Origin of the sequence: Streptomyces uncialis (assembly GCF_001905345.1) — a bacterium.
GTDB lineage: Bacteria > Actinomycetota > Actinomycetes > Streptomycetales > Streptomycetaceae > Streptomyces > Streptomyces uncialis.
In genome coordinates this window covers 1,039,873-1,062,879 of record NZ_LFBV01000001.1, presented here as the reverse complement: position 1 = coordinate 1,062,879, position 23,007 = coordinate 1,039,873, and the positions used below count along the sequence as shown (strand labels likewise).

Annotated in this window: 19 protein-coding genes and 1 pseudogene; 10 read left to right on the top strand and 10 right to left on the bottom strand. The window is 71.4% G+C overall.

The window, feature by feature from the left end:
• Window positions 1-26: 26 nt before the first annotated feature.
• Together cbiQ and AB852_RS04600 are read right to left on the bottom strand one after the other, a co-directional pair.
• The gene (cbiQ, locus tag AB852_RS04605) at window positions 27-788 is read right to left on the bottom strand and encodes a cobalt ECF transporter T component CbiQ (protein WP_073783748.1); all 762 of its coding nucleotides are present in this window, start codon (window positions 786-788) and stop codon (window positions 27-29) included.
• Window positions 789-792: 4 nt separating this feature from the next.
• Window positions 793-1,860, bottom strand: a complete 1,068-nt coding sequence (locus AB852_RS04600) for an energy-coupling factor ABC transporter permease (protein WP_073783746.1) — start codon at window positions 1,858-1,860, stop codon at window positions 793-795.
• 240 nt (window positions 1,861-2,100) lie between these two features.
• Between AB852_RS04600 and AB852_RS04595 the strand changes: the two genes are divergently transcribed.
• Entirely contained in the window at window positions 2,101-2,472 is a 372-nt protein-coding gene (locus tag AB852_RS04595; protein WP_073783744.1) for an SsgA family sporulation/cell division regulator, read from the top strand.
• A gap of 37 nt (window positions 2,473-2,509) precedes the next feature.
• Here the strand turns inward: AB852_RS04595 and AB852_RS04590 are convergent, their stop codons facing one another.
• The 3 genes from AB852_RS04590 to AB852_RS04580 all read right to left on the bottom strand — a co-directional run bounded on the left by AB852_RS04590 (window position 2,510) and on the right by AB852_RS04580 (window position 6,838).
• Window positions 2,510-3,058, bottom strand: a complete 549-nt coding sequence (locus AB852_RS04590) for a hypothetical protein (RefSeq protein WP_073783742.1) — start codon at window positions 3,056-3,058, stop codon at window positions 2,510-2,512.
• Between the two features lie 705 nt (window positions 3,059-3,763).
• Window positions 3,764-6,034 (bottom strand): MMPL family transporter, encoded by a 2,271-nt coding sequence (locus AB852_RS04585; RefSeq protein WP_073783740.1) that lies wholly within the window; start codon window positions 6,032-6,034, stop codon window positions 3,764-3,766.
• Between the two features lie 213 nt (window positions 6,035-6,247).
• Window positions 6,248-6,838, bottom strand: coding sequence for a TetR/AcrR family transcriptional regulator (locus AB852_RS04580; RefSeq protein WP_073783738.1), 591 nt, complete (start codon window positions 6,836-6,838; stop codon window positions 6,248-6,250).
• A gap of 319 nt (window positions 6,839-7,157) precedes the next feature.
• On the opposite strand from AB852_RS04580, the gene AB852_RS04575 reads away from it, so the two are divergent.
• The 4 genes from AB852_RS04575 (at window position 7,158) to AB852_RS04560 (ending at window position 13,147) form a co-directional block, all read left to right on the top strand.
• Window positions 7,158-7,934, top strand: coding sequence for a TetR/AcrR family transcriptional regulator (locus AB852_RS04575; RefSeq protein WP_079184292.1), 777 nt, complete (start codon window positions 7,158-7,160; stop codon window positions 7,932-7,934).
• A complete protein-coding gene (locus AB852_RS04570) occupies window positions 7,924-8,541 on the top strand; it encodes a hypothetical protein (protein ID WP_073783736.1) in 618 nt (205 codons plus the stop codon). Before AB852_RS04575 ends, AB852_RS04570 begins: the two co-directional genes overlap by 11 nt.
• Window positions 8,534-9,286, top strand: coding sequence for a GNAT family N-acetyltransferase (locus AB852_RS04565; protein ID WP_073783734.1), 753 nt, complete (start codon window positions 8,534-8,536; stop codon window positions 9,284-9,286). Before AB852_RS04570 ends, AB852_RS04565 begins: the two co-directional genes overlap by 8 nt.
• A 408-nt stretch (window positions 9,287-9,694) precedes the next feature.
• Entirely contained in the window at window positions 9,695-13,147 is a 3,453-nt protein-coding gene (locus tag AB852_RS04560) for a S41 family peptidase (protein WP_073785417.1), read from the top strand.
• A gap of 207 nt (window positions 13,148-13,354) precedes the next feature.
• On the opposite strand, the gene AB852_RS04555 is transcribed toward AB852_RS04560, so the two are convergent.
• The gene (locus AB852_RS04555; RefSeq protein ID WP_245876605.1) at window positions 13,355-14,107 is read right to left on the bottom strand and encodes a MerR family transcriptional regulator; all 753 of its coding nucleotides are present in this window, start codon (window positions 14,105-14,107) and stop codon (window positions 13,355-13,357) included.
• A gap of 143 nt (window positions 14,108-14,250) precedes the next feature.
• Here AB852_RS04555 and AB852_RS04550 point away from each other — a divergent pair, with 143 nt between their 5' ends.
• From AB852_RS04550 to AB852_RS04535, 4 genes and pseudogenes are all read left to right on the top strand, one after another.
• The gene (locus AB852_RS04550; protein WP_079184289.1) at window positions 14,251-15,828 is read left to right on the top strand and encodes a flavin-containing monooxygenase; all 1,578 of its coding nucleotides are present in this window, start codon (window positions 14,251-14,253) and stop codon (window positions 15,826-15,828) included.
• Window positions 15,825-16,730, top strand: a pseudogene (locus tag AB852_RS04545) (alpha/beta fold hydrolase); the annotation flags it as partial. The gene AB852_RS04550 and the pseudogene AB852_RS04545, both read left to right, overlap by 4 nt.
• A 293-nt stretch (window positions 16,731-17,023) precedes the next feature.
• Complete coding sequence (locus tag AB852_RS04540) at window positions 17,024-17,935, top strand: SDR family oxidoreductase (protein ID WP_073783732.1); 912 nt, start codon at window positions 17,024-17,026, stop codon at window positions 17,933-17,935.
• A 164-nt stretch (window positions 17,936-18,099) separates the two neighbouring features.
• Window positions 18,100-18,285, top strand: a complete 186-nt coding sequence (locus AB852_RS04535; protein ID WP_073783730.1) for a hypothetical protein — start codon at window positions 18,100-18,102, stop codon at window positions 18,283-18,285.
• 125 nt (window positions 18,286-18,410) lie between these two features.
• Here the strand turns inward: AB852_RS04535 and AB852_RS04530 are convergent, their stop codons facing one another.
• Entirely contained in the window at window positions 18,411-19,214 is an 804-nt protein-coding gene (locus AB852_RS04530) for an exodeoxyribonuclease III (protein WP_073783728.1), read from the bottom strand.
• Window positions 19,215-19,396: 182 nt separating this feature from the next.
• On the opposite strand from AB852_RS04530, the gene AB852_RS04525 reads away from it, so the two are divergent.
• Entirely contained in the window at window positions 19,397-19,879 is a 483-nt protein-coding gene (locus AB852_RS04525) for a GNAT family N-acetyltransferase (RefSeq protein ID WP_073783726.1), read from the top strand.
• A gap of 686 nt (window positions 19,880-20,565) precedes the next feature.
• On the opposite strand, the gene AB852_RS04520 is transcribed toward AB852_RS04525, so the two are convergent.
• From AB852_RS04520 to AB852_RS04510, 3 genes are all read right to left on the bottom strand, one after another.
• Complete coding sequence (locus AB852_RS04520) at window positions 20,566-20,805, bottom strand: hypothetical protein (protein WP_073783724.1); 240 nt, start codon at window positions 20,803-20,805, stop codon at window positions 20,566-20,568.
• 11 nt (window positions 20,806-20,816) lie between these two features.
• Window positions 20,817-22,166, bottom strand: coding sequence for a TRAP transporter large permease subunit (locus AB852_RS04515; RefSeq protein WP_073783722.1), 1,350 nt, complete (start codon window positions 22,164-22,166; stop codon window positions 20,817-20,819).
• A 114-nt stretch (window positions 22,167-22,280) separates the two neighbouring features.
• Complete coding sequence (locus AB852_RS04510; protein WP_073783720.1) at window positions 22,281-22,994, bottom strand: molybdate ABC transporter substrate-binding protein; 714 nt, start codon at window positions 22,992-22,994, stop codon at window positions 22,281-22,283.
• Window positions 22,995-23,007: the final 13 nt, after the last annotated feature.

Here is a 23,007-nt window from a genome sequence, read left to right as displayed (position 1 = left end):
CGGTGACGGGCCTGCCGTCGTGTTCCTCACCGGGTCCAGGCCAGGACGCATAGGGGCAGCGCCGAGGCCGGGAGGGCCAGGGCGCGTACCCACTCGGTGCGCCCCGCGGGCACCGGTTCGGTGACCCGGAGGGTTCCGGTGTAGCCGCGGCTGAGCATCGCCAGGTACACCCGCTCGCCCCGTTCGTAGGAGCGGATGAACAGCGTGGCGGCGGTCCGCGCCAGCACCCCCCACTGCCGTATCCCCCGGGCCGTGTACCCCCGGGACTCCCGGGCGATCCGCATCCGCCGGGCCTCGTCGGTGACCACGTCCCCGTAGCGGATCATGAACATCGCGATCTGGACCAGCGGCTGCGGCAGCCGCAGCCGCTCCAGTCCGAGGAGCAGTCCGCGCAGTTCGGTGGTGGCGGCGAGCAGTACCGACGCGGCCACCCCCAGGGTGCCCTTGGCCAGGACGTTCCACGCGCCCCAGAGTCCGTCGATGCTCAGGGACGCTCCGAGGACGTCGGTGCGTTCCCCTTCGGCGACGAACGGCAGCGCCACCGCGAACACGACGAACGGCACCTCGATCAGCAGCCTCCGGCCCACCAGTCCGGCCGGGAGCCGGGCCGCGCAGGTGACGGCGCCGAGCAGCGCGGCGTATCCGGCGAAGGCCCCTACGGCGGTGCGCGGTGTCGACACGACGACCAGGACGAAGCACAGGACGGCCGTCAGTTTGGTGTGCGGCGGCAGCCGGTGCACCGGGGTCCGGCCGGGGACGTACAGCTGGTGGGCGTGGCCCGCGCCCATGCCGTCAGCCGGCCTTCCCCTGGCCTCGCGGTGCGTCGGGGTCCCGGCGGCGGCGCACCGCCAGGAAGACCCCGGTACCGGCGGCGGCCGTGACGCCGACCCCGATGATCCCGGCGAGTCCGCCGGAGATCCGGGCGTCGGTGAGGTCCCCGACGCCGTAGTCGGCGAGCGGCCAGCCGGCCGTGTCGTGTTCGCGGGCCTTCGCGTCGATGCCCCGGTCGGCGGCGACCTTCTCCAGTCCGTCGGGTTCGGCGGAGGCGTAGAAGCTGACGAACCCGGCCAGTACGAGCGACGCGGCGAGTCCGCCGAGCCAGACCTTCCGGTGCGAGGTCCGGGGAGTCGTCCGCGGCTGCGGGGCCTCGACCGGTTCGCCGCCGACCCGCAGCTTCAGCGGCCGGGCCAGGTCCCGGGCCCCGTACACGAGGTCGGGGCGCACGGCGAGGACCGCGCCGACGGTCAGCGCGGTGATCACCGCCTCCCCGGTCCCGATGAGGACATGGACGCCGACCATCGCGGTGGCGACCTTCCCCAGCGGTACGTCGGTGGTGCCGCCGACCGCGTACACGAGGGTGAAGGCGAGCGCCGCGAGCGGTACGGAGACGAGGGCCGCGGCGAACGCGGAACCGGTGACCGCCCGGCGGCCCCGGGGCAGGACCTTCACCAGGACCCGGAACACGGCGTAGCCGCTCAGCGCGGTGACCACGCCCATGACGGTGATGTTGACGCCGAGCGCGGTGAGCCCGCCGTCGGCGAAGAGGACGCCTTGCAGCAGGAGGACCACGGACAGGCACAGGATCCCGGTCCAGGGGCCGACGAGGATCGCGGCGAGCGCGCCGCCCATCAGATGGCCGCTGGTCCCGGCGGCGACGGGGAAGTTCAGCATCTGCGCGGCGAAGACGAACGCGGCGACGAGTCCGGCGAGCGGCGCGAGCCGTTCGCCGGAGGTCCCGCTGCCGGGCGGCCCGGCCAGTTCCTCGCGGGCGCCCCGGAGGGCGACGGCGACGGCACCCGCCGCGACGGCTCCGGCGGCGAGGGAGACGGGGATGTCGATGAATCCGTCGGGCACATGCATGAGCGGCCTCGCTTCGTCACGTGCGGGCAGGAGCATGTGGTGGCCGCGGGGGCGCGTCGGGGCCGCCCACCGTGCGGGGGAGGCCGCCGGTCGAACCGTTCGATGATTGCCCCTCTTGCGAAGCCCTCGCAAGAGTGCGCGGGCCCCGGCGGTCGCGGGATTCCGGAAAACGCAAATCGTAAATCACGGAAATATGGGACATTGGATGACGAGCAGCGAATGAGCGTGAGGAGCCCGCTGATGACCGCCGTCGAGCAGCGCGCACGAGCCCACGTCGTCACGGACTTCGCCGGGGAGCGCTCAGCGGTCCCCGTCGCCCTGTCCTACGACCCCGAGAGCGACCCGGGCGCCGTCCATATGACCCTTCCCCCCGGCCTGGGCGCCACCCCCGACGACTGGGTCTTCACCCGGGAGCTGCTGGAACGCGGGCTCAGGGGCCCCGTCGCCAACGGTCCCGTCAGCATCTGGCCGTGCGGACGCGCGCAGGCGATCGTGGAGCTGCACTCGCCCGGCGGGGTGTCCCTGGTCCAGTTCGACTCCCGCGCCCTGACCCGTTTCCTCGGCCGCACGTACGAGGCGGTGGCGACGGTCCGGGTGAACCGGCTGCGCTGAACCATGAGGCCGACCGGCCGTCACGGACGACCCCGCCCTACGGCAGGACGGTCACCCGACCCGGCCCTTCGTCCACCTCGGTGTGCAGCGAGTACGTGACGATGTTGCCGAGGTCGGTCGAGAGCCGCGCGACCAGTTCCTCCAGCGCGGCCACCCAGGCGGCGGGCGCGTCACCGGGCGCCACCACCGACAGATGCAGGGTGCCCGACGGACCCGTCGCCGTCCCGTCGGCCACCGCCCCACCGGCCGTGAGGCCCGGGGGCGGCGGGTCGAGCTCCCGCAGCGCGCGTTCCCGCAGGTCGGCGAGGAGTGCGGGGCGCGGGTCGAGGAGCGGTTCCAGGGACCGCCACACGAGGTGACCGGTCACCAGCCGGACGTCCTCGCCGCGCGCCCGGGGCGCCAGCACACCCAGCAGCCCCAGCCGGAACAGCACGGTCTCCAGCTGCGAGACGACGACCGACGAGGCCGCGCTCAGCTCCGCGAGGGTCAGCCGCTCCCCGCCCGCCCGCTGATGCCGGACGAGCGCGGTCACGATCCGCCCGGACGCGCCCGGGAACAGCGCGGAGATCGGCTCGGCGAAGTTCATGGCTCTCCCGGTCGTGACGGCACGGACAACACAGTCGTCCGTCCCCATGGGCATGACGGCACGGACACACGGCCGCCCGTCCCCCGTAGGCGGGCACCGACCAGGGAACGGACGACCACCCCCCACGCTAATCCCCCACCCCGCCCGTTCCCACCGCCCCCCGAACCACTCCCGCTCCACCCAAAGCACTAGTCCCAAGGTCCCGCCCGCGAGCAACAAGAGCCATCCGCGGCCGAACGGGAGCCGCAAGAGGCGCCCCAAAGGGGCGCGGGGAACTGCGCAAAGACGAGGACGGCCCGCACCCGAGAAGCGACCGCAAGGGGGCAGCATCCAGGGGCGCGGGGAACTGCGCACCCACGAACGACGGCACAGCAACGAAGTACGCCCAGCACAGGAAACCCAGAGGCGCAAGCGAAGGCGACCTGCGGGGAACTGCGCACCCCACGAACGACGGCACAAGAACGAAGTACGCCCAGCCGGACAGACCTAGGAAGCCCAAGCGAAGGCGACCCGCGAAGGCGACCCGCGAAGGCGAAGGGCGCCCCCACCGGCCGAAACCGGTGGGAACGCCCTTCGCAGGAGATGCAGGAGAGGTACGGGGACCCGAGGTCAGGGACCAAGAGCCCAGGTCAGGGACTCCAGGTCAAGGAGCCCAGGTCAGGGACCCGAGGTCAGGAACCCGGAGCCCAGGTCAGGGGCCAGGGATCAGACGCGGACCAGCTCCCGGTCCTCGTCCCCCTGACCGCCCCGGCCGCTTTCGGAGCCCGTCGAGTCGAGCTCACGCAGCCCCTCACCCTCGACGTCCACATTGGGCAGCGCCCGGTCCAGCCACTTGGGCAGCCACCACGCCTTCGCCCCGAGCAGCGCCAGCACGGCCGGCACGATGGCCATCCGCACCACGAACGCGTCGAAGAACACGGCGATGGCGAGACCGAAACCGATCATCTTGATCATCTGGTCGCTGGCCCCGATGAACCCGGCGAAGACGGCGATCATGATGACGGCCGCGGCCGACACCACCCGCGCCCCGTGCCGGAACCCGGTCACGATGGCCTGGCCGGGCCGCTCCCCGTGGACGTACGCCTCCCGCATCCGGGTCACGAGGAACACCTCGTAGTCCATCGCGAGACCGAACACCACACCCACCATGAAGATCGGCATCATCGACATGACGGGCCCGGTCTCCGCGACCCCGAAGAGCCCGGCGAGCCAGCCCCACTGGAAGACCGCGACGACGGCGCCCAGCGCGGCGAGCACCGACAGCAGGAACCCGAGGGCCGCCTTCAGCGGCACCAGCACCGACCGGAACACGATGATCAGCAGCAGGAACGCGAGGCCCACGACCAGCGCCAGATAGGGCAGCAGCGCGTCGTTCAGCTTCTCGGAGACGTCGATGTTCATGGCCGTCGCACCGGTGACGGTGACCTCCGCGCCATGGTCGGACTTCAGCCCCGCACCCGCGTCACGGATGGCGTGGACCAGGTCCTCGGTCTCCGTGCTGCTCGGCTTGAAGTTCGGGATGACACTGATGATCGCCGTGTCACCGGCCTTGTTGAACGTGGCCGGGGCGACGGAGACGACCCCGTCGATGCCCTCGATGGTCTTGCCGACCTCGGCGACCGCGCCCTTCGGGTCCTCGGCGTCCTTGACGTCCGTGACGATCATCAGCGGACCGTTGAAGCCCGGCCCGAATCCGTCGGACAGCAGGTCGTACGCCTTGCGCTGGGTGGTGTCCGTCGGCTGCACACCGTCGTCGGGCAGACCGAGCGCGAGCGATCCGGCGGGGATCGCGGCGGCGCCGAGCCCGACGACACCGATCAGCAGCACGGCGATCGGACGGCGGATGACGAAGCGGGCCCAGCGTGTACCGAGGTTGGACTTCTCCTCCTCGGCACCGGACGCGGCGACCGGGGCGGCGGTGGCCGCCGCCTTGTCCTTGCGTCCGCCGCGCAGCCGTCCCTTGGCGCTGGTGGGACGGATCTTGCGGCCGGCGTAGCCGAGCAGCGCGGGGATCATGGTGAGGGCGATGAGCACCGCGATGGCGACGGTACCGGCGGCGGCGACACCCATCTTGGTGAGCATCGGGATGTTGACGACGGCGAGTCCGACGAGCGCGATGACGACGGTGAGTCCCGCGAAGACGACGGCGGAACCGGCGGTCCCGACCGCGCGTCCGGCGGCGTCCTCCCGCTCACGGCCCTCGTCCAGTTCCGCGCGGTAGCGGGAGACGATGAACAGCGCGTAGTCGATACCGACCGCGAGGCCGATCATCATCGCGAGGGTGGAGGTGGTCGTCCCCAGGTCGAGGACCTTCGCGAGGGCGGTGATGGAGGAGACGCCGATCCCGACGCCGATGAGGGCGGTCAGCAGCGGCAGTCCGGCGGCGACGAGCGAGCCGAGGGTGATCACCAGGACCACGGCCGCGAGGCCGATGCCGATGATCTCGGCGGTACCGGTGTGCGGCATGGCCTGGAGGGCGTCACCGCCGACCTCGACGGTCATCCCGGAACCCCGCGCGTCCTCGGCGGCGTTCTCCAGCGCGTCGCGGGAGCTGTCCTCCAGCTCCATGCCGTTGACCTTGTAGGTCACCTGGGCGTACGCGATCGTCTCGCCCTCGTTCAGCGACTTCGTCTGGAACGGGTCGGTGGCGCTGGCCACCTGCTTGTCCGCGGTGAGGTCCTTGACGGCGGTCTGGACGGCCGACTTGTGCTCGCCGTCGGTCATCCTCTCGCCCTCGGGGGCCTTGAAGACGACCCGCGCGGTCGCGCCGTCGGCGGCGGAACCGGGGAACCGCTCTTCGAGCAGGTCGAAGGCGCGCTGCGCCTCCGTCCCGGGTATGGAGAACGATCCGGCGCCGGGTGCGGGCGCGGTGGCGGCACCGACTCCGGCGAGGGTCAGGAGCGCCACCCATATCAGGGCGACGAAGTGGCGGCGGCGGAAGGCCAGCCGGCCGACTTTGTACAGGAACGTGGCCACGGAGAGGTACTCCCGGTCAGGTCGTTTGCTTACAGGGCAGGAGTCACCAGCCCGACGACGTGAGCGGTCGCGTCAGGTGGAGCAGGGTGGAACTGGGGAGTGGAGCAGAGGTCGGGCAGGGGTGAGGCAGGGGTGGGGCAGGGGTGGGGCAGGGGTGGGGCAGGGGTGGGGCAGGAAACCGCCGGGGGACGGGCCGGTGGCCGGTCCGGACGGTCAGACGTCGAGAGCGGGGAGGATCACGGCGTCGATGTAGTCACGCAGATAGGCCTGGTTGGGAGGCCGGTCGTCGATCAGGGTCCGGGCGACGAACGCGCCCAGCATCATGTGCAGGACGTAGTCCACCGCGGGGTTGTCCGCGCGGACCTCGCCACGGGCGACCGCCCGCTGCACCACCATGTCCAGCTCGGCCAGTTCCGGTTCGATGATCCGTTCCCGGAAGACCCGCAGCAGGTCGGGGTCCGCGTGGACCGCCGTGGCCATGCCCCGGATCAGCGCGGAGTCCTGTTCCATCTGGCAGTCGTCGCCGCGGTCGATCATGGCGTGGAAGTCACCACGGAGGGTGCCGGTGTCGATGACATCGAATCCCTCGCTCTTCTGGATCCGCAACGCCTCGACGACCAAGCGCGGTTTGCTCCCCCACTGACGGTAGAGCGTGGCCTTGCTGGACCGGGTGCGCGCCGCGACGGCGTCCATGGTCAGCCCGTCGTAGCCGACCTCGCGCAGGAGGTCGAGTACGGCGTCGTACAGCTCAGCCTCGCGCTCGGGGGTGATCCGGCTGCGGCGCGTCATCGTCACCTCGGCCATATGTGCTCATCCCCTCCCGGTCGCGCGGCAGTCTAGCGACTGCTGCCCGTCCGGTACCCGTTTCCGCGGGCACCACGAACAGCGGTCTCCTGATCGGTACGAAACCGTTTCGTACGCGTCTGACATTACCCGAGCCCACTAGCGAAACGAAACGGTTTCGTACGTGTCCTGGACCACACCGGGAACCCGGCCCGCCGGACGCACGGCGCGAGCCGGACCACCCACCCGTCCCATCGGGGTGTACTACTGGTACACCCTACCGGTGCGCTTTATCTGTACACCCTAGCGATGCACCCCGACGGTCTGTACTGTCGCCCCCATGACTCCGCCCCTCCCCCGCTTCCACCGTCAGCCCGCCGAACGGCAGGCCGCCATCCTCGCCGTGGCCCGTCGACACTTCGCCGAGCAAGGGCCCGGAACCGCCTCGTACAACAAGATCATCGAGGCCACCGGCATCTCCAAGACCGCCGCGTACCACTACTTCGACGGACGCGAGGATCTGCTGGCGGCGGTCCTTGACGATGTCCTCGCCCGGCTGCTCGGCGCACTCGGCCCCTGGACACCCGCACAGGACGCCGCCGGGTTCTGGGCGCGCCTGGAATCCGGTACGGAGACACTGCTCGGCCATCTGCGGACCCACCCGGACGATCTGGCCCTGGCCGGACCGGCCGTCTCCCGGGGCCAGGGCGCCCCGTGGCTCGACTGGTTCGAGGCGCTGGTCGAGGACGGGCAGCGGATCGGGGTGATCCGTACGGATGTGGACCGCGGCCTGCTCGTCTCGGCCACCACGGCCGTCCTGGGCGCGGCCGACGAGTGGGCCCTGACCTCGCTCGCCGACGGCCGCGACCCCGCCCGGGACCAGGTGTGGGAACTGCTGCGCGGCCTGTGGGGCACGGGTACGGGTACGGGGGCTCCGGGGGCGGGTGCGGGGACGGGGGCGGGGGCGGGCGCCTGGGACGGGGGCGGCGCGGGCACGAGTGCGGGTGGCGGGACGGGCACGGATGCCGGGGCGGGTGCGGGCATCGATGCGGCCGGCGCTCGGGGCGGCGGCGACCCGACGGACACCACGGAGGGGAGGTCCGCCGATGCGCACTGATCTGACGACCGACTGGGAGATACCCGCCACCTCCGGCGGGTTCACGGGCGGTCTCGAACGCTTCATGGGTCCGGGCAAGTCCCGTGCCGAGTCGGCGGTCGAGCTGGGGGGCGGCACGGTCTGCGCCGCGCTGCTGGCCGCCGGACTCTGGTCGACGGACCTGCGGCCCGTCTGGTCCACCACCCAGTTCGTCGTCGTGGCGCTGATCGGCCTCGACCTCATCGGGGGCGTCCTCACCAACGCCACCAACGCCGCGAAGCGCTGGTACCACCGACAGGCGCCGGGCACCCGGCGCGCCCGGCTGACGTTCGTCGGCGCGCATCTGCTGCGCCTCGGTGTGATGGGGCTGGTGATGCTGGAGGGCGACTGGACGTGGGCCCTGGCCAACGGCGCGCTGCTCCTGGCCGGAACGGCCGCGGTGGAGTTCGCCCCGCTGCCCGTCAAACGTCCGGTGTCCATGGCCTCCTGGACCGCGGCGGTCCTGACGAACCTCTTCTGGCTGGACGTACCCGCCGCCCTCCTCTGGTTCGCCCCCCTCTTCTTCCTGAAGCTGCTGGTGTGCCACCTCGTACCGGAAGCACCACTGAAGCGGAGCCACGATGCGTGACGAAAGCATGGGTACGGGTGCCGGGACGGGTACGGGTACGGGTACGGGTACGGGTGACGTTGTTGTGGGCGTCGGCGCGGGTGCCGGAGCGGGCGGGGGTGCGGGCAGGGGTGCGGGTGGGGGCGGGGGTGCGGGTGCGGGCGCCGCGAAGGGTCAGTGGCGGGTGGACGAAGCCCCCGCGCCGGGCCTTTGCGCTGCCGTCCTGGCCGCCGCGTTCGTCACGGAACCGGTCAGCGGATGGATCTGCGGTGACTCCGAACGGGCACGGCGGCACTGGTTCGCCGCGACACTCGCCACGCACGCCACCGTGCCCGGCGCCCGGCGCCATCTGCTGACCGCCGGTACGGGCCAACCGGTCGCCGCGGCGGTGCTCACCCCACCCGGCGCGGGACCAGGTGCCGGGGCCAAGGCCGCGTGGACGGTGCGCACCCTGCTGCGCTGCGGTCCCGGCCCCCTGATCAGGACTCTGCGCTACCTGGGCGGGACCTCGCCCGCCGCACCGGACGGGGCGTGGAACCTGGAGTTCATCGGCGTCCTGCCGCACCACACCGGACGGGGCGCGGGCCGCCGTCTCCTCGACCAGTTGCTGGCCACGGCACCGGCACCGGGCGGCGTCCACCTCACGACCGCCGACCCGGACAACGTGACGATCTACGAACGCCTCGGGTTCACCACCCACGCGCGGCTGCGCATCGGCCCGATCACGACGACGGCCATGTGGCGACCCGCAGCACCTCAGGAGTAGCGGCCACACAGAGGCCATAGAGGACAGAGGGGCCATAGAGGCCACGCAGCGGACACGGAGAGGCCACGAGCGGCCACAGGTCGGCCACCCAGCGGCCATAGAGGTCATAGAGGTCATAGAGGTCACCGGAAGGTCATACCGGCCACCGGCACCGCCCGCCGGGCCTCCGCACGACCGCACAGCACCACAGGAGCGCGCCAACAACACCGTGCCCCAGCACCCCAGCGCCGCGCCGCGTCACCGCACCACCGAGTTGCCGACGCCCCGCCCCGGGAAAAGCATGGACATGTGACCGACCCCGCCCGGCCGCCGAGGCCCCACGACAACGCCGTCGACTCCGGCACCGCCGCGCGCACCCCTGCCGACGGGGACGGGGCCTACCTCCGGTACCCCCACCTCCACGGTGACCTGCTCTGTTTCGTCGCCGAGGACGATCTGTGGGTGGCGCCGCTGCTCGAGGAGGGCGGCCGGGCGGCCCGTGCCTGGCGGCTGACCGTCGACCGGACACGCATCAGCCACCCCCGCTTCTCACCGGACGGCGGACACCTCGCGTACACGACCTGGCGGAGTCTGGACCCGGAGATCCATCTCGTACCCGTCGAGGGCGGGACCGCCCGGCGGCTGACCTATTGGGGCGCCCCGGACACCCGGGTATGTGGATGGGCACCGCCCGATCAGGACGGGCGGTGCGACATCCTGGCGGTGGCCTCGCACGAACAGCCGTTCTCGTACTTCGGATGGGCCTACCGGGTGCCCACGGACGGCTCCCCCGGCGGGCGGCTGCCCTGGGGGCCGGTCAGCGACATCGCCGTCGCGGATCTCGGCGGTGAGCCCAGGACGCTGCTGCTCACCGGCAAGCCCCCGCATGAACCCGCCTCCTGGAAGCGGTACCGGGGCGGGGCCATGGGACGGCTGTGGCTGCACGGCGAGCGCCTGCTCGAAGGGCTCGGCGGACATCTGGAGTCACCGATGATCGTCGGCGGCCGGGTGGCGTTCCTGTCCGACCACGAGGGCGTCGGGAACCTGTACTCGTGTCTCCCCGACGGCACGGATCTGCGGCGTCACACCGACCACGCCGAGTTCTACGCCCGCTGCGCGTCGACCGACGGCCACCGGGTCGTGTACCAGTGCGCGGGCGAACTGTGGCTGCTGGAAGGGCTGTCGGCGCGCTCCGTACCGCGCAGGCTCGACGTACGGCTGGGCGGGCCACGGGCCGGACGGCGGGCCTATCAGGTACCGGCCGCGCAGCATGTGGACGGGCTGTCCGTGGACGAGACGGGCCGGGCGAGCGCGGTGGTGGTCCGGGGCAGCCTGTACTGGCTGACCCATCGTGACGGTCCCGCGCGGACGATCGCGGACACCCCTGGGGTGCGGGTGCGGCTCCCGGTGATGCTCGGTTCGGGCGGCGGGGCGGTCGCGTACGTGACCGACGCGGGTGGCGCCGACGCCGTCGAGATCGCGTATCTGCCCCGGGCCTCCGGTGACCGGGCGCCGAGACGGCTGGCGTCCGGCGTGCTCGGTCACGTCCAGGAGCTCGTCTCCGACCCGGACGGCGAACGGCTCGCCATCGCGTCGAACGACGGACGGCTCCTGCTGCTGGACACTGCCGAGAACACCACGGACCCTGCGGACACCACAGCCGCAGCGGACACCCCGGTCACCGAAACGGCCACCGATGAGCAGGCCACCACGGCCGCCCATGCGGACATGAACGAGGACATGAACGCGGTCACGAACGCGGACAGCAATGCGGACACCGTCGCGGACCCGGATGCGGACAGCAATGCGGACAGGAACCGGGGCGCGACGGACAAATCAGCGGCCGGGGCGACGACAGGCGTGACGGAGCTGATCCGGTCGCTGAACGGCCCGGTCGCCGACCTCGCGTTCTCCCCGGACGGGGCCTGGCTGACCTGGTCCCATCCGGGGATCGGCCGTTCGCTGCGTTCCATCAAGATGGCGCGGATCGAGGGACCCGGCGCGCGGACCGTCATCGATGTGACGAGCGGCCGGTTCGAGGACGAGAACCCGGTCTTCACCAGCGACGGCCGCTACCTCGCGTTCCTGTCCTGGCGCGGCTTCGACCCCGTGTACGACGTCCACACCGGCGATCTCTCGTTCCCTCTGGGCTGCCGCCCGTACCTGGTGCCGCTGTCGTCCGCGACCCCGTCCCCGTTCGCCCTGCTGCCGGACGGCCGTCCGGCGGCGGGCGGCATGGACCCGATGGACGACGACGAGGCGGACGGCACGGGAACGGTCACCGTCGAGGTAGAGGGCCTGGAGAGCCGGGTCACCCCGTTTCCGGTGGCAGCGTCGAAGTACTCGGCGCTGTGTCCGGTCGCCGGGGGCGGCCTGGTGTGGCTGCGGTGGCCTATTTCCGGCGCGCTCGGGGAGACGTTCGCCAACCCGTCGGACACCTCGGGCCGCCCGACCCTCGAACACTTCGGCATCCCGCGCGGCAAACGCACCGAACTCGTCACCGACCTCGACTGGTTCGACGTCAGCGGCGACGGCACCCGGCTCGTGGTGATGGACGAGGGCGAACTGCGCGCGGTCCCGTCCGGCGAGCCCGGCGACAGCGACTCGACGGTCTGGATCGACCTGCGCCGCATCCTGCACGACGTCGACCCGCCCGCCGAGTGGCGCCAGGCCTACGAGGAGGCCGGCCGCGTCATCCGCGCCTACTTCTGGGAGCCGGACATGTGCGGGATCGACTGGCCGGCGATCCTCGACCAGTACCGTCCGCTGGTCGACCGGGTCGCCTCCCCCGACGACTTCGCCGATCTGCTGCGCGAGGTCCTCGGCGAGCTCGGCACCTCCCACGCGTACGTCACCCCCGCCCGGCGCAACGAAGGCCCCCCGCACTACCAGCGCGCACAAGGCTTGCTCGGCGCGGACCTGGTGCCCAGGGACGAGGGCTGGCTGGTCGAACGCATCCTGCCCGGCGACTCCTCCGACTCCAAGGCCCGCTCCCCGCTCGCCGGTACGGGCATCCGCGAGGGCGCCGTCCTCACGCATGTGGACGGACGCCCGGTGGACCCGGTCAGCGGGCCGTTCCCACTGCTCGGCGCGGCGGGCGGGACGACGGTGGAGCTGACGTTCCGCCCGGCGGAGGGCGGCACCGGGCCCGCGCGGCGGGTCGCCGTGATCCCCCTCGTGGACGACCGTCCGCTGCGCTATCAGCACTGGGTCGTGAAACGCCGCGAGGTGGTACGGCGGCTCAGCGGCGGCAAGTGCGGCTATCTGCACATCCCCGATCTCGGCGGCTCCGGCTGGGCGCAGTTCAACCGTGACCTGAGGATGGAGGTGTCCCGCCCGGCGCTCATCGTGGACGTGCGCGGCAACGCGGGCGGCCACATCAGCGAACTCGTCGTCGAGAAACTGACCCGCACCATCCTCGGCTGGGACCTCACCCGCAACGCCCAGCCCGTGTCCTACGCCTCCAACGCGCCACGCGGCCCGGTCGTCGCCCTCGCGGACGAGGCCACGTCGTCGGACGGCGACATGATCACGGCCGCCTTCAAGCTGCTCGGCCTGGGGCCCGTGGTCGGCCAGCGCACCTGGGGCGGGGTCGTCGGTATGACGGGCCGTCACCGGCTGGGGGACGGCACGGTGATCACGGTGCCGATGAACGCGGCGTGGTTCGACGCGTACGGCTGGTCCGTCGAGAACCACGGGGTGGAGCCGGACCTGTCCGCGTTGCGCACCCCGCTGGACTGGGCCGAGGGCCGCTACGCGCAGCTCGACGACGCGGTGACGGTGGCCCTGAACCTTTTGGCGGAGCGCCCCCCGGCCTCCCCGCCGGACTACTCGGCCGTCCCCCTTCGCGTCCGCCCGCCCCTCCCCCCACGCCCCGAGTGACCAGTGACCGTGGGCCGATGGCGACGGCGATGAGATGGCCGCAACAGGCCCGACTCCGCCGCCACGCAGCATCACGTGACCTAGTTGACCTAGCAGTTGACCTACATGACCCCATTGACCTAGTTGGCCTAGTTGACCTACATAGCTCAGCTGGCCTAACTGACCTAGTTGACCTACATGACCTAATCGCCCCGCGGCCTGTATGACCTAAAGCGGGCCCCGCCGGTCTCCGCCGGACGACAACCGTCGGTCGAGCGCCAGCGAGACCTCCGCTTCGACGGCGCTCCGCGCCAAGGGCCGCAGCCGGGTGACGTCCCGCTCGGGCACATGGTCACGCACCAGCCCCTCGAACAACGCGGCCAGCGCCTCCGCGTGGACCCTGACCTCACGTCCGGCGGCCAGCACCGCGGCCAGCGGCACGCCCCGCGCGACCAGTTCGCTGGACACGTCCAGCAGCCTGCGGCTCACATGGACGATCTCGTCGCCGTCCGTACCGAGGTAGCCCAGTTCCAGTGCCGCCGCGAGGTTCTCGGGGGTGACCTGCCCGGCGAAGCGGTCGGCGAGCTCCTCGGGTGTGAGCCGTACCGGCTCCTCCTCGGTGGGCGCACCCACCCCTAGGACGTCGGCGACCCCGCGCCCCTGCTCGAAAGCCTCGGCGAGTTCGGCGATCCCGTTGAGGGTGTGTCCGCGTTCCAGCAGCGCGGAGATGGTCCGCAGCCGGGCCAGATGGCGGTCGTCGTACCAGGCGATGCGACCCTCCCGCCGGGGCGGCGCGAGCAATTTGCGTTCCCGGTAGAACCGCAGGGTCCGCACCGTGATCCCGGCCTCGACGGCCAGTTCCTCGACCCGGTACTCCCGCGGGCCGTCGGCGCCGCGCGCGGCGTCGGACGCACGCCTGGGAGCGCTCTCGCGTACGCCCGCGCCCGCTCGCATCCGTCCCCCGCCACCTCGCTCCGCCACGCTCGCCACCCTAGGTCGTACCGCCGGTAACTTTAGTCGCCGGACCCCTACCCACGGGTAGCCCGGCTGCCCTACGCTCCACTATGCCCATCGCGCCAGTGAACGATGGCACAGTTGCGGACCAGGTTCAGGGAGGCAGCACGATGACCGAGCAGGAACACGTACCGCACGAGCACGTCCGCGTGGCCGTGATCGGCAGCGGCTTCGGCGGGCTCGGCGCGGCCGTCCGGCTGCGCAAGGAGGGCGTCACCGACTTCGTCGTCCTGGAACGCGCCGACTCCGTGGGCGGCACCTGGCGGGACAACAGCTATCCGGGCTGCGCCTGCGACGTTCCCTCGCACCTGTACTCGTTCTCGTTCGCCCCCAACCCCGACTGGCCGCGCGCCTTCTCCGGCCAGGAGCACATCCGCGCCTATCTGGAACACGTCACGGATGTGTTCGGGCTGCGCCCGCACCTCCGTTTCGGCGCCGAGGTCCACCGGACACGCTGGGACGGCGAGCGGCTGCGATGGGAGGTGGAGACGTCCTGCGGCACCCTCACCGCCGATGTCGTCGTGTCCGCGACCGGCCCGCTCTCGGACCCGAAGATCCCGGCGGTCCCCGGCATCAAGGACTTCCCCGGGGAGATCTTCCATTCCGCGCGCTGGAACCACGACTACGACCTGCGCGGCAAGCGCGTCGCCGTGGTCGGCACCGGCGCTTCGGCCATCCAGATCGTCCCCGCCGTCCAGCCGGACGTGGCACGGCTGACGCTCTTCCAGCGCACCCCGCCCTGGGTGCTGCCGCGCGCGGACCGCGCGATCAGCGGCGCCGAACGCCGACTGCACCGGCGGTTGCCGTTCACCACCCGGCTCCGCCGGGGCGCCTTGTGGGGCATCCGCGAACTCCAGGTGCAGGCGTTCACCAAACACCCCGGGCAACTAGGACTGATCGAACGGTTCGCCCGGCGGAACATGGCCAAGTCGGTGAAGGACCCCGCGCTGCGCGCGAAGCTCACCCCCGACTACCGCATCGGCTGCAAACGCATCCTGCTGTCCAATACGTACTATCCGGCTCTCGTGTGTCCTAATGTCGAGGTCGTCGCCTCCGGGCTCAGCGAAGTACGCGGCTCCACCCTGGTCGCCGCCGACGGCACCACGGCCGAGGCCGACGCGATCGTCTTCGGCACCGGTTTCCACGTCACCGACCTGCCCATCGCGAACCGTGTCGTCGGCGCCGACGGCCGCACCCTCGCCGAGAGCTGGAAGGACGGAATGCGGTCACTGCGCGGCGCGACCGCCAGCGGCTTCCCCAACTGGATGACGATCATCGGTCCTAATACCGGCCTCGGTAACTCGTCGATGATCCTCATGATCGAGTCCCAGCTGAACTACCTCGCCGACTACCTCCGCAAGCTCGACGCCCTTGGCGGCCGGGTCGCGCTCGACCCCCGCGCCGACGCCGTGGACGCCTGGAACACCAAGGTCCAGGAACGTATGAAGCGCACCGTGTGGAACACCGGCGGCTGCGACAGCTGGTACCTCGACGCCAACGGCCGCAACACGACCGTCTGGCCCGGCACCACCTCCGAGTTCCGCGCCGCGACCCGCCGCGTGGACCTCGGCGAGTACGAGGTCCTGCGCGCGCCCCGGCCCACCGCGCACCCGCTCACGGACACCGCGGCCACCGCGGCCACCGGGGTGCCCGCGCCCGGCACGGCCGGCACGGAGGTGGAGGCATGAGCCGTCCGACGCACGTCACCTCGGGCCCGTACGCCCCGCCCACGCCCGCGCGGGAGCTGACCGCCGTCTCGGCGGACGGCGCCCATGTGCACGTCGAGATCCATGGCCCCGAGGGCGCTCCCACCGTCGTCCTCGCCCATGGCTGGACCTGCTCCACGGCCTTCTGGGCCCACCAGGTGCGGGACCTCCGCGCGGACCACCGGGTCGTCGTCTACGACCAGCGGGGTCATGGCCGCAGCCCCGCGCCCGTGACCGGCGACGGCTACAGCACCCGCGCGCTCGCGGACGACCTCACCGCCGTCCTGGAGGCCGCCCTCGCCCCCGGCGAACAGGCCCTCCTCGTCGGCCACTCGATGGGCGGCATGACGATCATCGCGGCGGCCGGGCGCCCGGCGGTCCGGGCCCGGACCGCCGCCGCCCTGCTGCTCAGCACCGGCAGCGGTGACCTCGCCGCCCGCGCGCGGGTGCTGCCGCTGCGCGCGGGACGGCTGCGCACCCGTCTCACCCGGGCCGTCCTCGGCTCGAAGGCCCCTCTGGGACCGGTCACGCCCCTCGGCGCCCGGCTCCTGCGCTACGGGACGATGAGCCCCGGCACCGCGCCGGACCGGGTCGAGGTGTGCGCCCGGATCGTGCACGCCTGCCCGCGCGCGGTGCGTCACGGCTGGTCACAGGTCCTCGACTCGCTCGCGCTCGGCGCCGGGGTAGGGAAGCTCACCGTGCCCACCGCCGTGGTCGTCGGCACCGCCGACCGGCTCACCCCCCGGGTGCACGCCCACGACCTGGTGACCTCGCTCCCGCACTGCGTGGGGCTCGCCGAACTGACCGGTGTCGGCCATATGACCCCCGTCGAGGCACCGGAAGCGGTCAGCGACCGGATCCGGGACATGGTGGCCGCGTATGTGGACCACCGCCCCACCGACGACGACCCGGTCCCCACGGCCCCCACGGCCCCCACGGCCCACCCTGTGCACACGACCCAGCCGACCCGGACGACCCAGCAGGCACAGCCGACCCACCCGGTCCCCGAACAGCCCGCGTCCCCCGAGGGGGCCACCACCCCTCAAGCGGACACCAACAGGTCAGCGGACACAAATAGGTCAGCGGACATCAAGAGGACAGGCGCCGGGGACGATCCCGCCGACGAATCCACCCACGACCCCATCGACGGCCGCGACACGAACGGAGCGTCCAGCACATGACCAGCCCCCGTACGTCCCCTCTGGAAGGCAGGGTCGCCGTCGTCACGGGCGCCGCGCGCGGCATCGGTGAACTGCTCGCCCGCAAGCTGTCCGCGCGCGGTGCCCGTATCGCCTTGGTGGGCCTGGAACCGGACGCCTTGGAACAGGTCGCCGGGCGGCTGCGCACCGACAGCGACCACTGGTACGCCGATGTCACCGACCACACGGCCATGGCCCGCGTGGCTCAGGAGGTCCGTGACCGCTTCGGGCGGGTCGACATCGTCGTCGCGAACGCGGGTGTGGCCTCCGGCGGTCCCTTCCTGGACTCGGACCCGGACGCGTGGCGACGGGTCGTCGAGGTGAACCTCATCGGCTCGGCGGTCACGGCCCGCGCGTTCCTGCCGCATCTGATCGCGACACGGGGCTACCTCCTCCAGATCGCCTCGCTCGCGGCGATCGCCCCCGCGCCGATGATGACCGCGTACTGCGCGTCGAAGTCGGGTGTCGAGGCGTTCGCGCACAGCTTGCGCGCCGAGGTCGGGCACAAGGGCGTACGGGTCGGGGTCGGCTATCTGTCGTGGACCGACACCGACATGGTCCGGGGCGCCGACGAGGACGACGTGATGCGTGAGCTGCGGGAGCGTCTGCCGTGGCCGTCGAACCGCACCAACCCGCCGGGCCCCGCCGTCGACCGGCTCGTCGCTGGCATCGAACGCCGCTCCGGCCATGTCTACGCGCAGTGGTGGCTGCGCGGTATGCAGTCGGTACGGAGCTGTCTGCCCACGCTGATCGGCGCGGTCGGACAGCGCGAGATGCGGCGCGTCGAACCCCGGCTCGGCACCGTGGGGCGGGGTCTGGTCGGAGCGGGCGGCGCCGCCGACGAGGCCGCGCGGGGTACGGGCGGCCCCGAAAGCCGCACCACCACCTGACCCCGCAGCGTCATCAGTCGCTGCACCCTCGTAGTCACCGTCGTCCGACCCCGCAGCGTCACCGTCAAGGCTCCGTTCACCGGTCGACATGCACCGAGGGTCGGCCGGTGAAAGGCTGGGACATGTCCCGGGAGAGCCTGACCTCGATACGGGAGTGACCCACCATGGGCCTCAAGGACCAGTTCGACGACAAGAGTGAACGCATCGCCAAGGACGCGCGCAAGGCGAAGGCACGCCGAGCCCGCACAGCGCCCCGGCCGTCCCGCACGTCCCACAAGGTCGACGACCCGGAGACCGAGCGCGCCGTCCAGGAGGCGGAGGACCACGTCGACCAGAACTACGACATCTGACCGTCCCCGCGCGTGGGACGGCGTTCCGGCCCAGGCCCGGCCTGGCGTCCCCGCAAGCCACACGCGGGCCCAAGGCCTGGGGGGACCTGCGTGACAAGACCCAGAGGTGAGTGGACCCGCCCGGCTCAGGCGCCGTACACGACCGTGACAGGTGCGTGGTCCGACCAGCGCAGGTCGTAGCTGGCGGCGCGTTCCACGGTTGCCTTCAGCGCACGTTCCGCGAGTGCGGGGGTCGCCATGTGGTAGTCGATACGCCAGCCGCTGTCGTTGTCGAACGCCTTCCCCCGGTACGACCACCAGGAGTAGGGCCCTTCGACCTCGGGGTGCAGCCGCCGGAAGACGTCCACGTAGCCGCCGTCATGGGCGTCGAGGACGCGGTCGACCCAGGCGCGTTCCTCGGGCAGGAAGCCGGAGTTCTTCTTGTTGCTGCGCCAGTTCTTGAGGTCGGCCTCACGGTGGGCGATGTTCCAGTCACCGCAGACAAGGACCTCCCTGCCGTCCGCCGCCGCCCGCTCCCTGAGCTCCTTCACATAGGACAGGAACGCGTCCATGAAGCGCACCTTCTCGTCCTGCCGTTCGGTGCCGACCTCACCTGAGGGCAGATACAGGCTGGCGACGGTGACCCCGGGCAGGTCCGCCTCCACATAGCGGCCACTGCCGTCGAACTCCGTCGAGCCGAAGCCGACACGCACCGCGTCGGGCTCCCTGCGGGTCATCAGGGACACCCCGGCACGTCCCTTGGCCGCGGCGGGGGCGTGCACGGTGTGCCAGCCGTCCGGTGCCCGGACCGTGTCCGGCAGCTGCTCCGGCTCGGCCCGGACCTCCTGGAGGCAGAGCACATCGGCGGACGTGTCCGCGAGCCACTCGACGAAGCCCTTCTTCGCCGCGGCCCGCAGACCGTTCACGTTCACAGAGGTCACAGTCAGCAAAACGATCTCCTCGACATCACACGCGACCCGAGGCGTCGAACAGGTTGTCCGAGGTCACAGTGAGCTTTCCGGCAGGCTACCGGCACACTGGCAGAGGTCCCGCCCCACCCATGGCGGGCGTCCGCCACCGGCCACCGGTCACCCAGACTTCCGTGACCCTGCATAGAAGTACGATGACTCGCATGAATATACGAACCGTCTCCTTCGGTCACACGGACGCCGTGAAGCTCAACGACCGCGTGCAGCGCGAGTACGCGGAGCGCTACGGCGACGAAGGCGACATCACCCCGCTGGACCCCACGATGTTCGATCCACCGGTCGGTATCTACCTGATCGCGTACGACGAGAACGGTACCGCCCTGGCCACGGGCGGCTGGCGCCGTCAGGAGGCGAACGGTCACGGCTACGCGGACGGCGACGCCGAGATCAAGCGCATGTACGTGACGCCCGAGGCCCGCGGTCTCGGTCTGGCCCGCCGCATCCTCGCCTCGCTGGAGTCCGATGCACGCGCGGCCGGCCGTACCCGCATGGTCCTGGAGACGGGCACCGAGCAGCCGGAGGCCATCGCCCTGTACGAGTCCAGCGGCTATGCGCCCTGCGACAAGTTCGGCTACTACCGCGACAGCGATCTCAGCCGCTGCTACGCCAAGACGCTGGTCCCGTAGCGGGTCGCCTTCGCTTGCGCTTCCGAGGTCTGCCCGGGTGGGCGTACTTCGTTGCTGTGCCGTCGTTCGGTGGTTTCGCGGTTCCCTGCGGGTCGCCTTCGCTTGCGCCTCTGAGGTCTGTCCGGCTGGACGCGCTTGTTCCTGTGCCGTCGCTCGTCGTTTTCGCGCAGTTCCCCGCGCCCCTTTGGGGCGCGTCCGGCTTGTTCTTCCGGTCGGTGCCGGTCGGGATTCTCCGTCCTCGATCCGACACGCTCGGTAACACGTCCAGTTGCCCTACTGAAGAGCATCGGAGTCTGCGGGCAGAGATTCCCGCCCACCCCCTCCCGCAGCAGCGCGACTGCACGAGGAGGATGGTTCAACCCCGGCCCCGGTTGCTGACAGCCCGCAGACTGATCGGCAGCCCCAGTTGGGCGCCCCCGAAGGGGCGCGGGGAACTGCGCAAAAGACGAGGGCGAACCCGCACCCGAGAAGCGACCGCAAGGGGGCAGCATCCAGGGGCGCGGGGAACTGCGCACCCCCGTCCGACCCGCACAGGAAACAACTACGCCCGGCACAAGGAACCCGGAAGCGCGAGCGAAGGCGACCCGTACAGGAAACCCCGCGCGTCGCGGGCTGAGGGCGGGGCGGTCCTCCAACGGACCGCCCCGCCCCTCCCCCCGGTCAGGGCCCGGGTGTGCCCGGACCCGTCACTCCTCCCACTCGCCCGCCTTCTCCTTGCCCTCCGCCGTGTAGAGCAGCAGGAAGGAGAAGAGGCCGGCCAGTCCGGCCAGGACGCAGACGATGTCGGCGACGTCGGAGCCGAAGCTCGTCATCATGGCCGCGGAGCCGACGGCCATGGCCACCGTCTGGCCCACGACCACCACGATTCCGCCGATCAGGAAGAGCGCGACGAGGGCACGGGAGACGTTCAGGCAGATCGTGTACATCCTGGTACTCCTCATCCGGGTATCCATATCGCTCCCACCACCATCAGCACGCCCATGAGGTAGGAGGGCACGAGGTAGTAGAGCGTCACCGGGACGAAGATCCGCACCGGGTTGATGGAGGCGATGCCCGCGGCCACGTACAGCGGTGCGGCGCCCGGTGGCGAGCAGCCCTCGGACGAGGCCCACACGATGATGGCGGCGAAGGCGATGTACGGCGGAACGTCGGCCGCCAGCAGGGCGGCGAAGGCGACGGGCCCGACGGCCGCGAGGGTGGAGGTCGTGTTGAGGGGGCCCGCGACGATCACCACGACGAGTCCGACGACGAGTGCCGCGACGATCTGCGGCACGCCCTCCAGTCGCTCCATATAGGGGGCGAGCTGTTCGCCGATGCCCAGGGTGTTCAGCACATTGGAGGCGGCGAAGGCCGACACCATCGTGACGCCGATCAGCCCGAGTTTAGGACTGATCTCCGCCAGCAGTGTCCACCACTCCCCGCCGCCGCGCGGCAGCGACCGCCGCTCGACCACCAGTCCGGCGAGCAGCATCACCACCGGCAGCCACACCAGCAGCGGCACGGCGTCGGAGACGTCCAGTCCCCCCAGCCGGTCGCCGATGAGATCGCTGGTCGGGGACGCGGTCAGGACGATCGGCACCGCGATGGCGGCCAGGACGATCAGTGAGGTCCAGCCGGCCGCGAAGGACCGCCGTAGCGGATGGATGTCCTCCGGCGCCATCGCGCCCACGCCCCGCCGTTTGACGATGACGTAGGCGATGACCAGCCGCATCGCGACCATCCAGGCGCCCACCACGAAGATCGTGCCGACCACGTCCTGCGCCTTGAGGACCGGCAGTACGGTCGGCGCCGCCAGCAGGATGAAGAAGGCCCCGCTGAAAGGGAAGGTGGCGCCGACGCCCGCGTTCCCGGCGAGGACCAGTGCCGCGGTCTCACCGCTCGCCTTGGAGCGCTTCATCCAGGGGATGGTGATGGAACCGATGGTGGCCACGATCGCCGCGCCGTTGTGCGCGACGGCGCCGAAGAGACCGGCCGAGACCGTCGCCGCGTAGGCGGAGCCGCCCTCGCGGCGGCCGAGCATCGAGCTGAGGATGTCGATCATCCGCTGCACGAGCCCTGTCCTCGTCAGCAGTTCGCTGACGAAGACGAAGGCCAGGGCGGCGAAGGTGATCTCCGACTTCAGCCCCTCGACGAGGCTCTCCCAGATCACGCGCGGCGCGTCCGTACCGGCGAACGCGGCACTGACGAGGAAGCCGATGACCATGGCTTCGCCGATGTTGCGCTTGACCCCTACGTTCCACACGATGATGGCCCCGATGAAGGCGACCAGTGCGAATATCGCGTTCATCGGCGTCTCCTCCTACAGCCGGGACAGGGAGGGGAGGGCGTGCCCCCGGCCGTGTACGACGGGATGCCCGTGTACGGCTGGACGGCCGAGGGCGACGGGATGCACGTGTGCGGCTCAGTCCAGTGGCAGCGCTTCCAGTCCGGCTCTTCGGTAGGCATCTCCCGCCTCCTTCCCGGTGAGGAAAGTGTGCAGGGCGCGGGCCCCGGCCCGGTCGACGGCCGCGGTGCCCAGTGCCGCCGAGAGCTCGGTGAAGTGCTGGGCCCCGTCCGGCAGCGGCCCCACCACCCGGGCCTCGGGCACGAACAGCAGCTCGCTCATCTGCTGCACGGCCAGATCGGCCCGGCCGTCGACCACCGCGAGCGCGGTGAAACCCTTCTCCACGACGGTGGCCCGCGCGTTGACCTCGTCCGCTATGCCGAGCCGTTCCAGCAGCCCGGCGAAGTGGACCCCGCTGGCCCCGGTGCGGGAGTAGGCCACCGAACGCGCCGAGCGGAGCGCCGTGATCAGCGCGTCGACCGTGTCGATGACGGGCGGCTCGCCGCCGGGCGGCATGGCCAGGCCGATCCCGACCCGGGCGATGCTCCGCACCGAGGACGGGTCGATGACCCCCGCCTCGCACAGCGCCGGGAACGCCCCGGTCACCCCGACCATGACCTCCGGCCGGGCGCCTTCCTCGATCCTGCGCAGCAGTACGTTCGTCGGATCGTAGACGATGTCGACGGCGGCTTCGGTCTGCCGGCCGAACGCCGGGAGTACGGCGTCGTCGAGGGCCTTCTTCACCGCCAGCGCGCTGAAGAGCGACACCGTGTGCGGTATGTCCGCGGACATCTTTGTCCTTTCA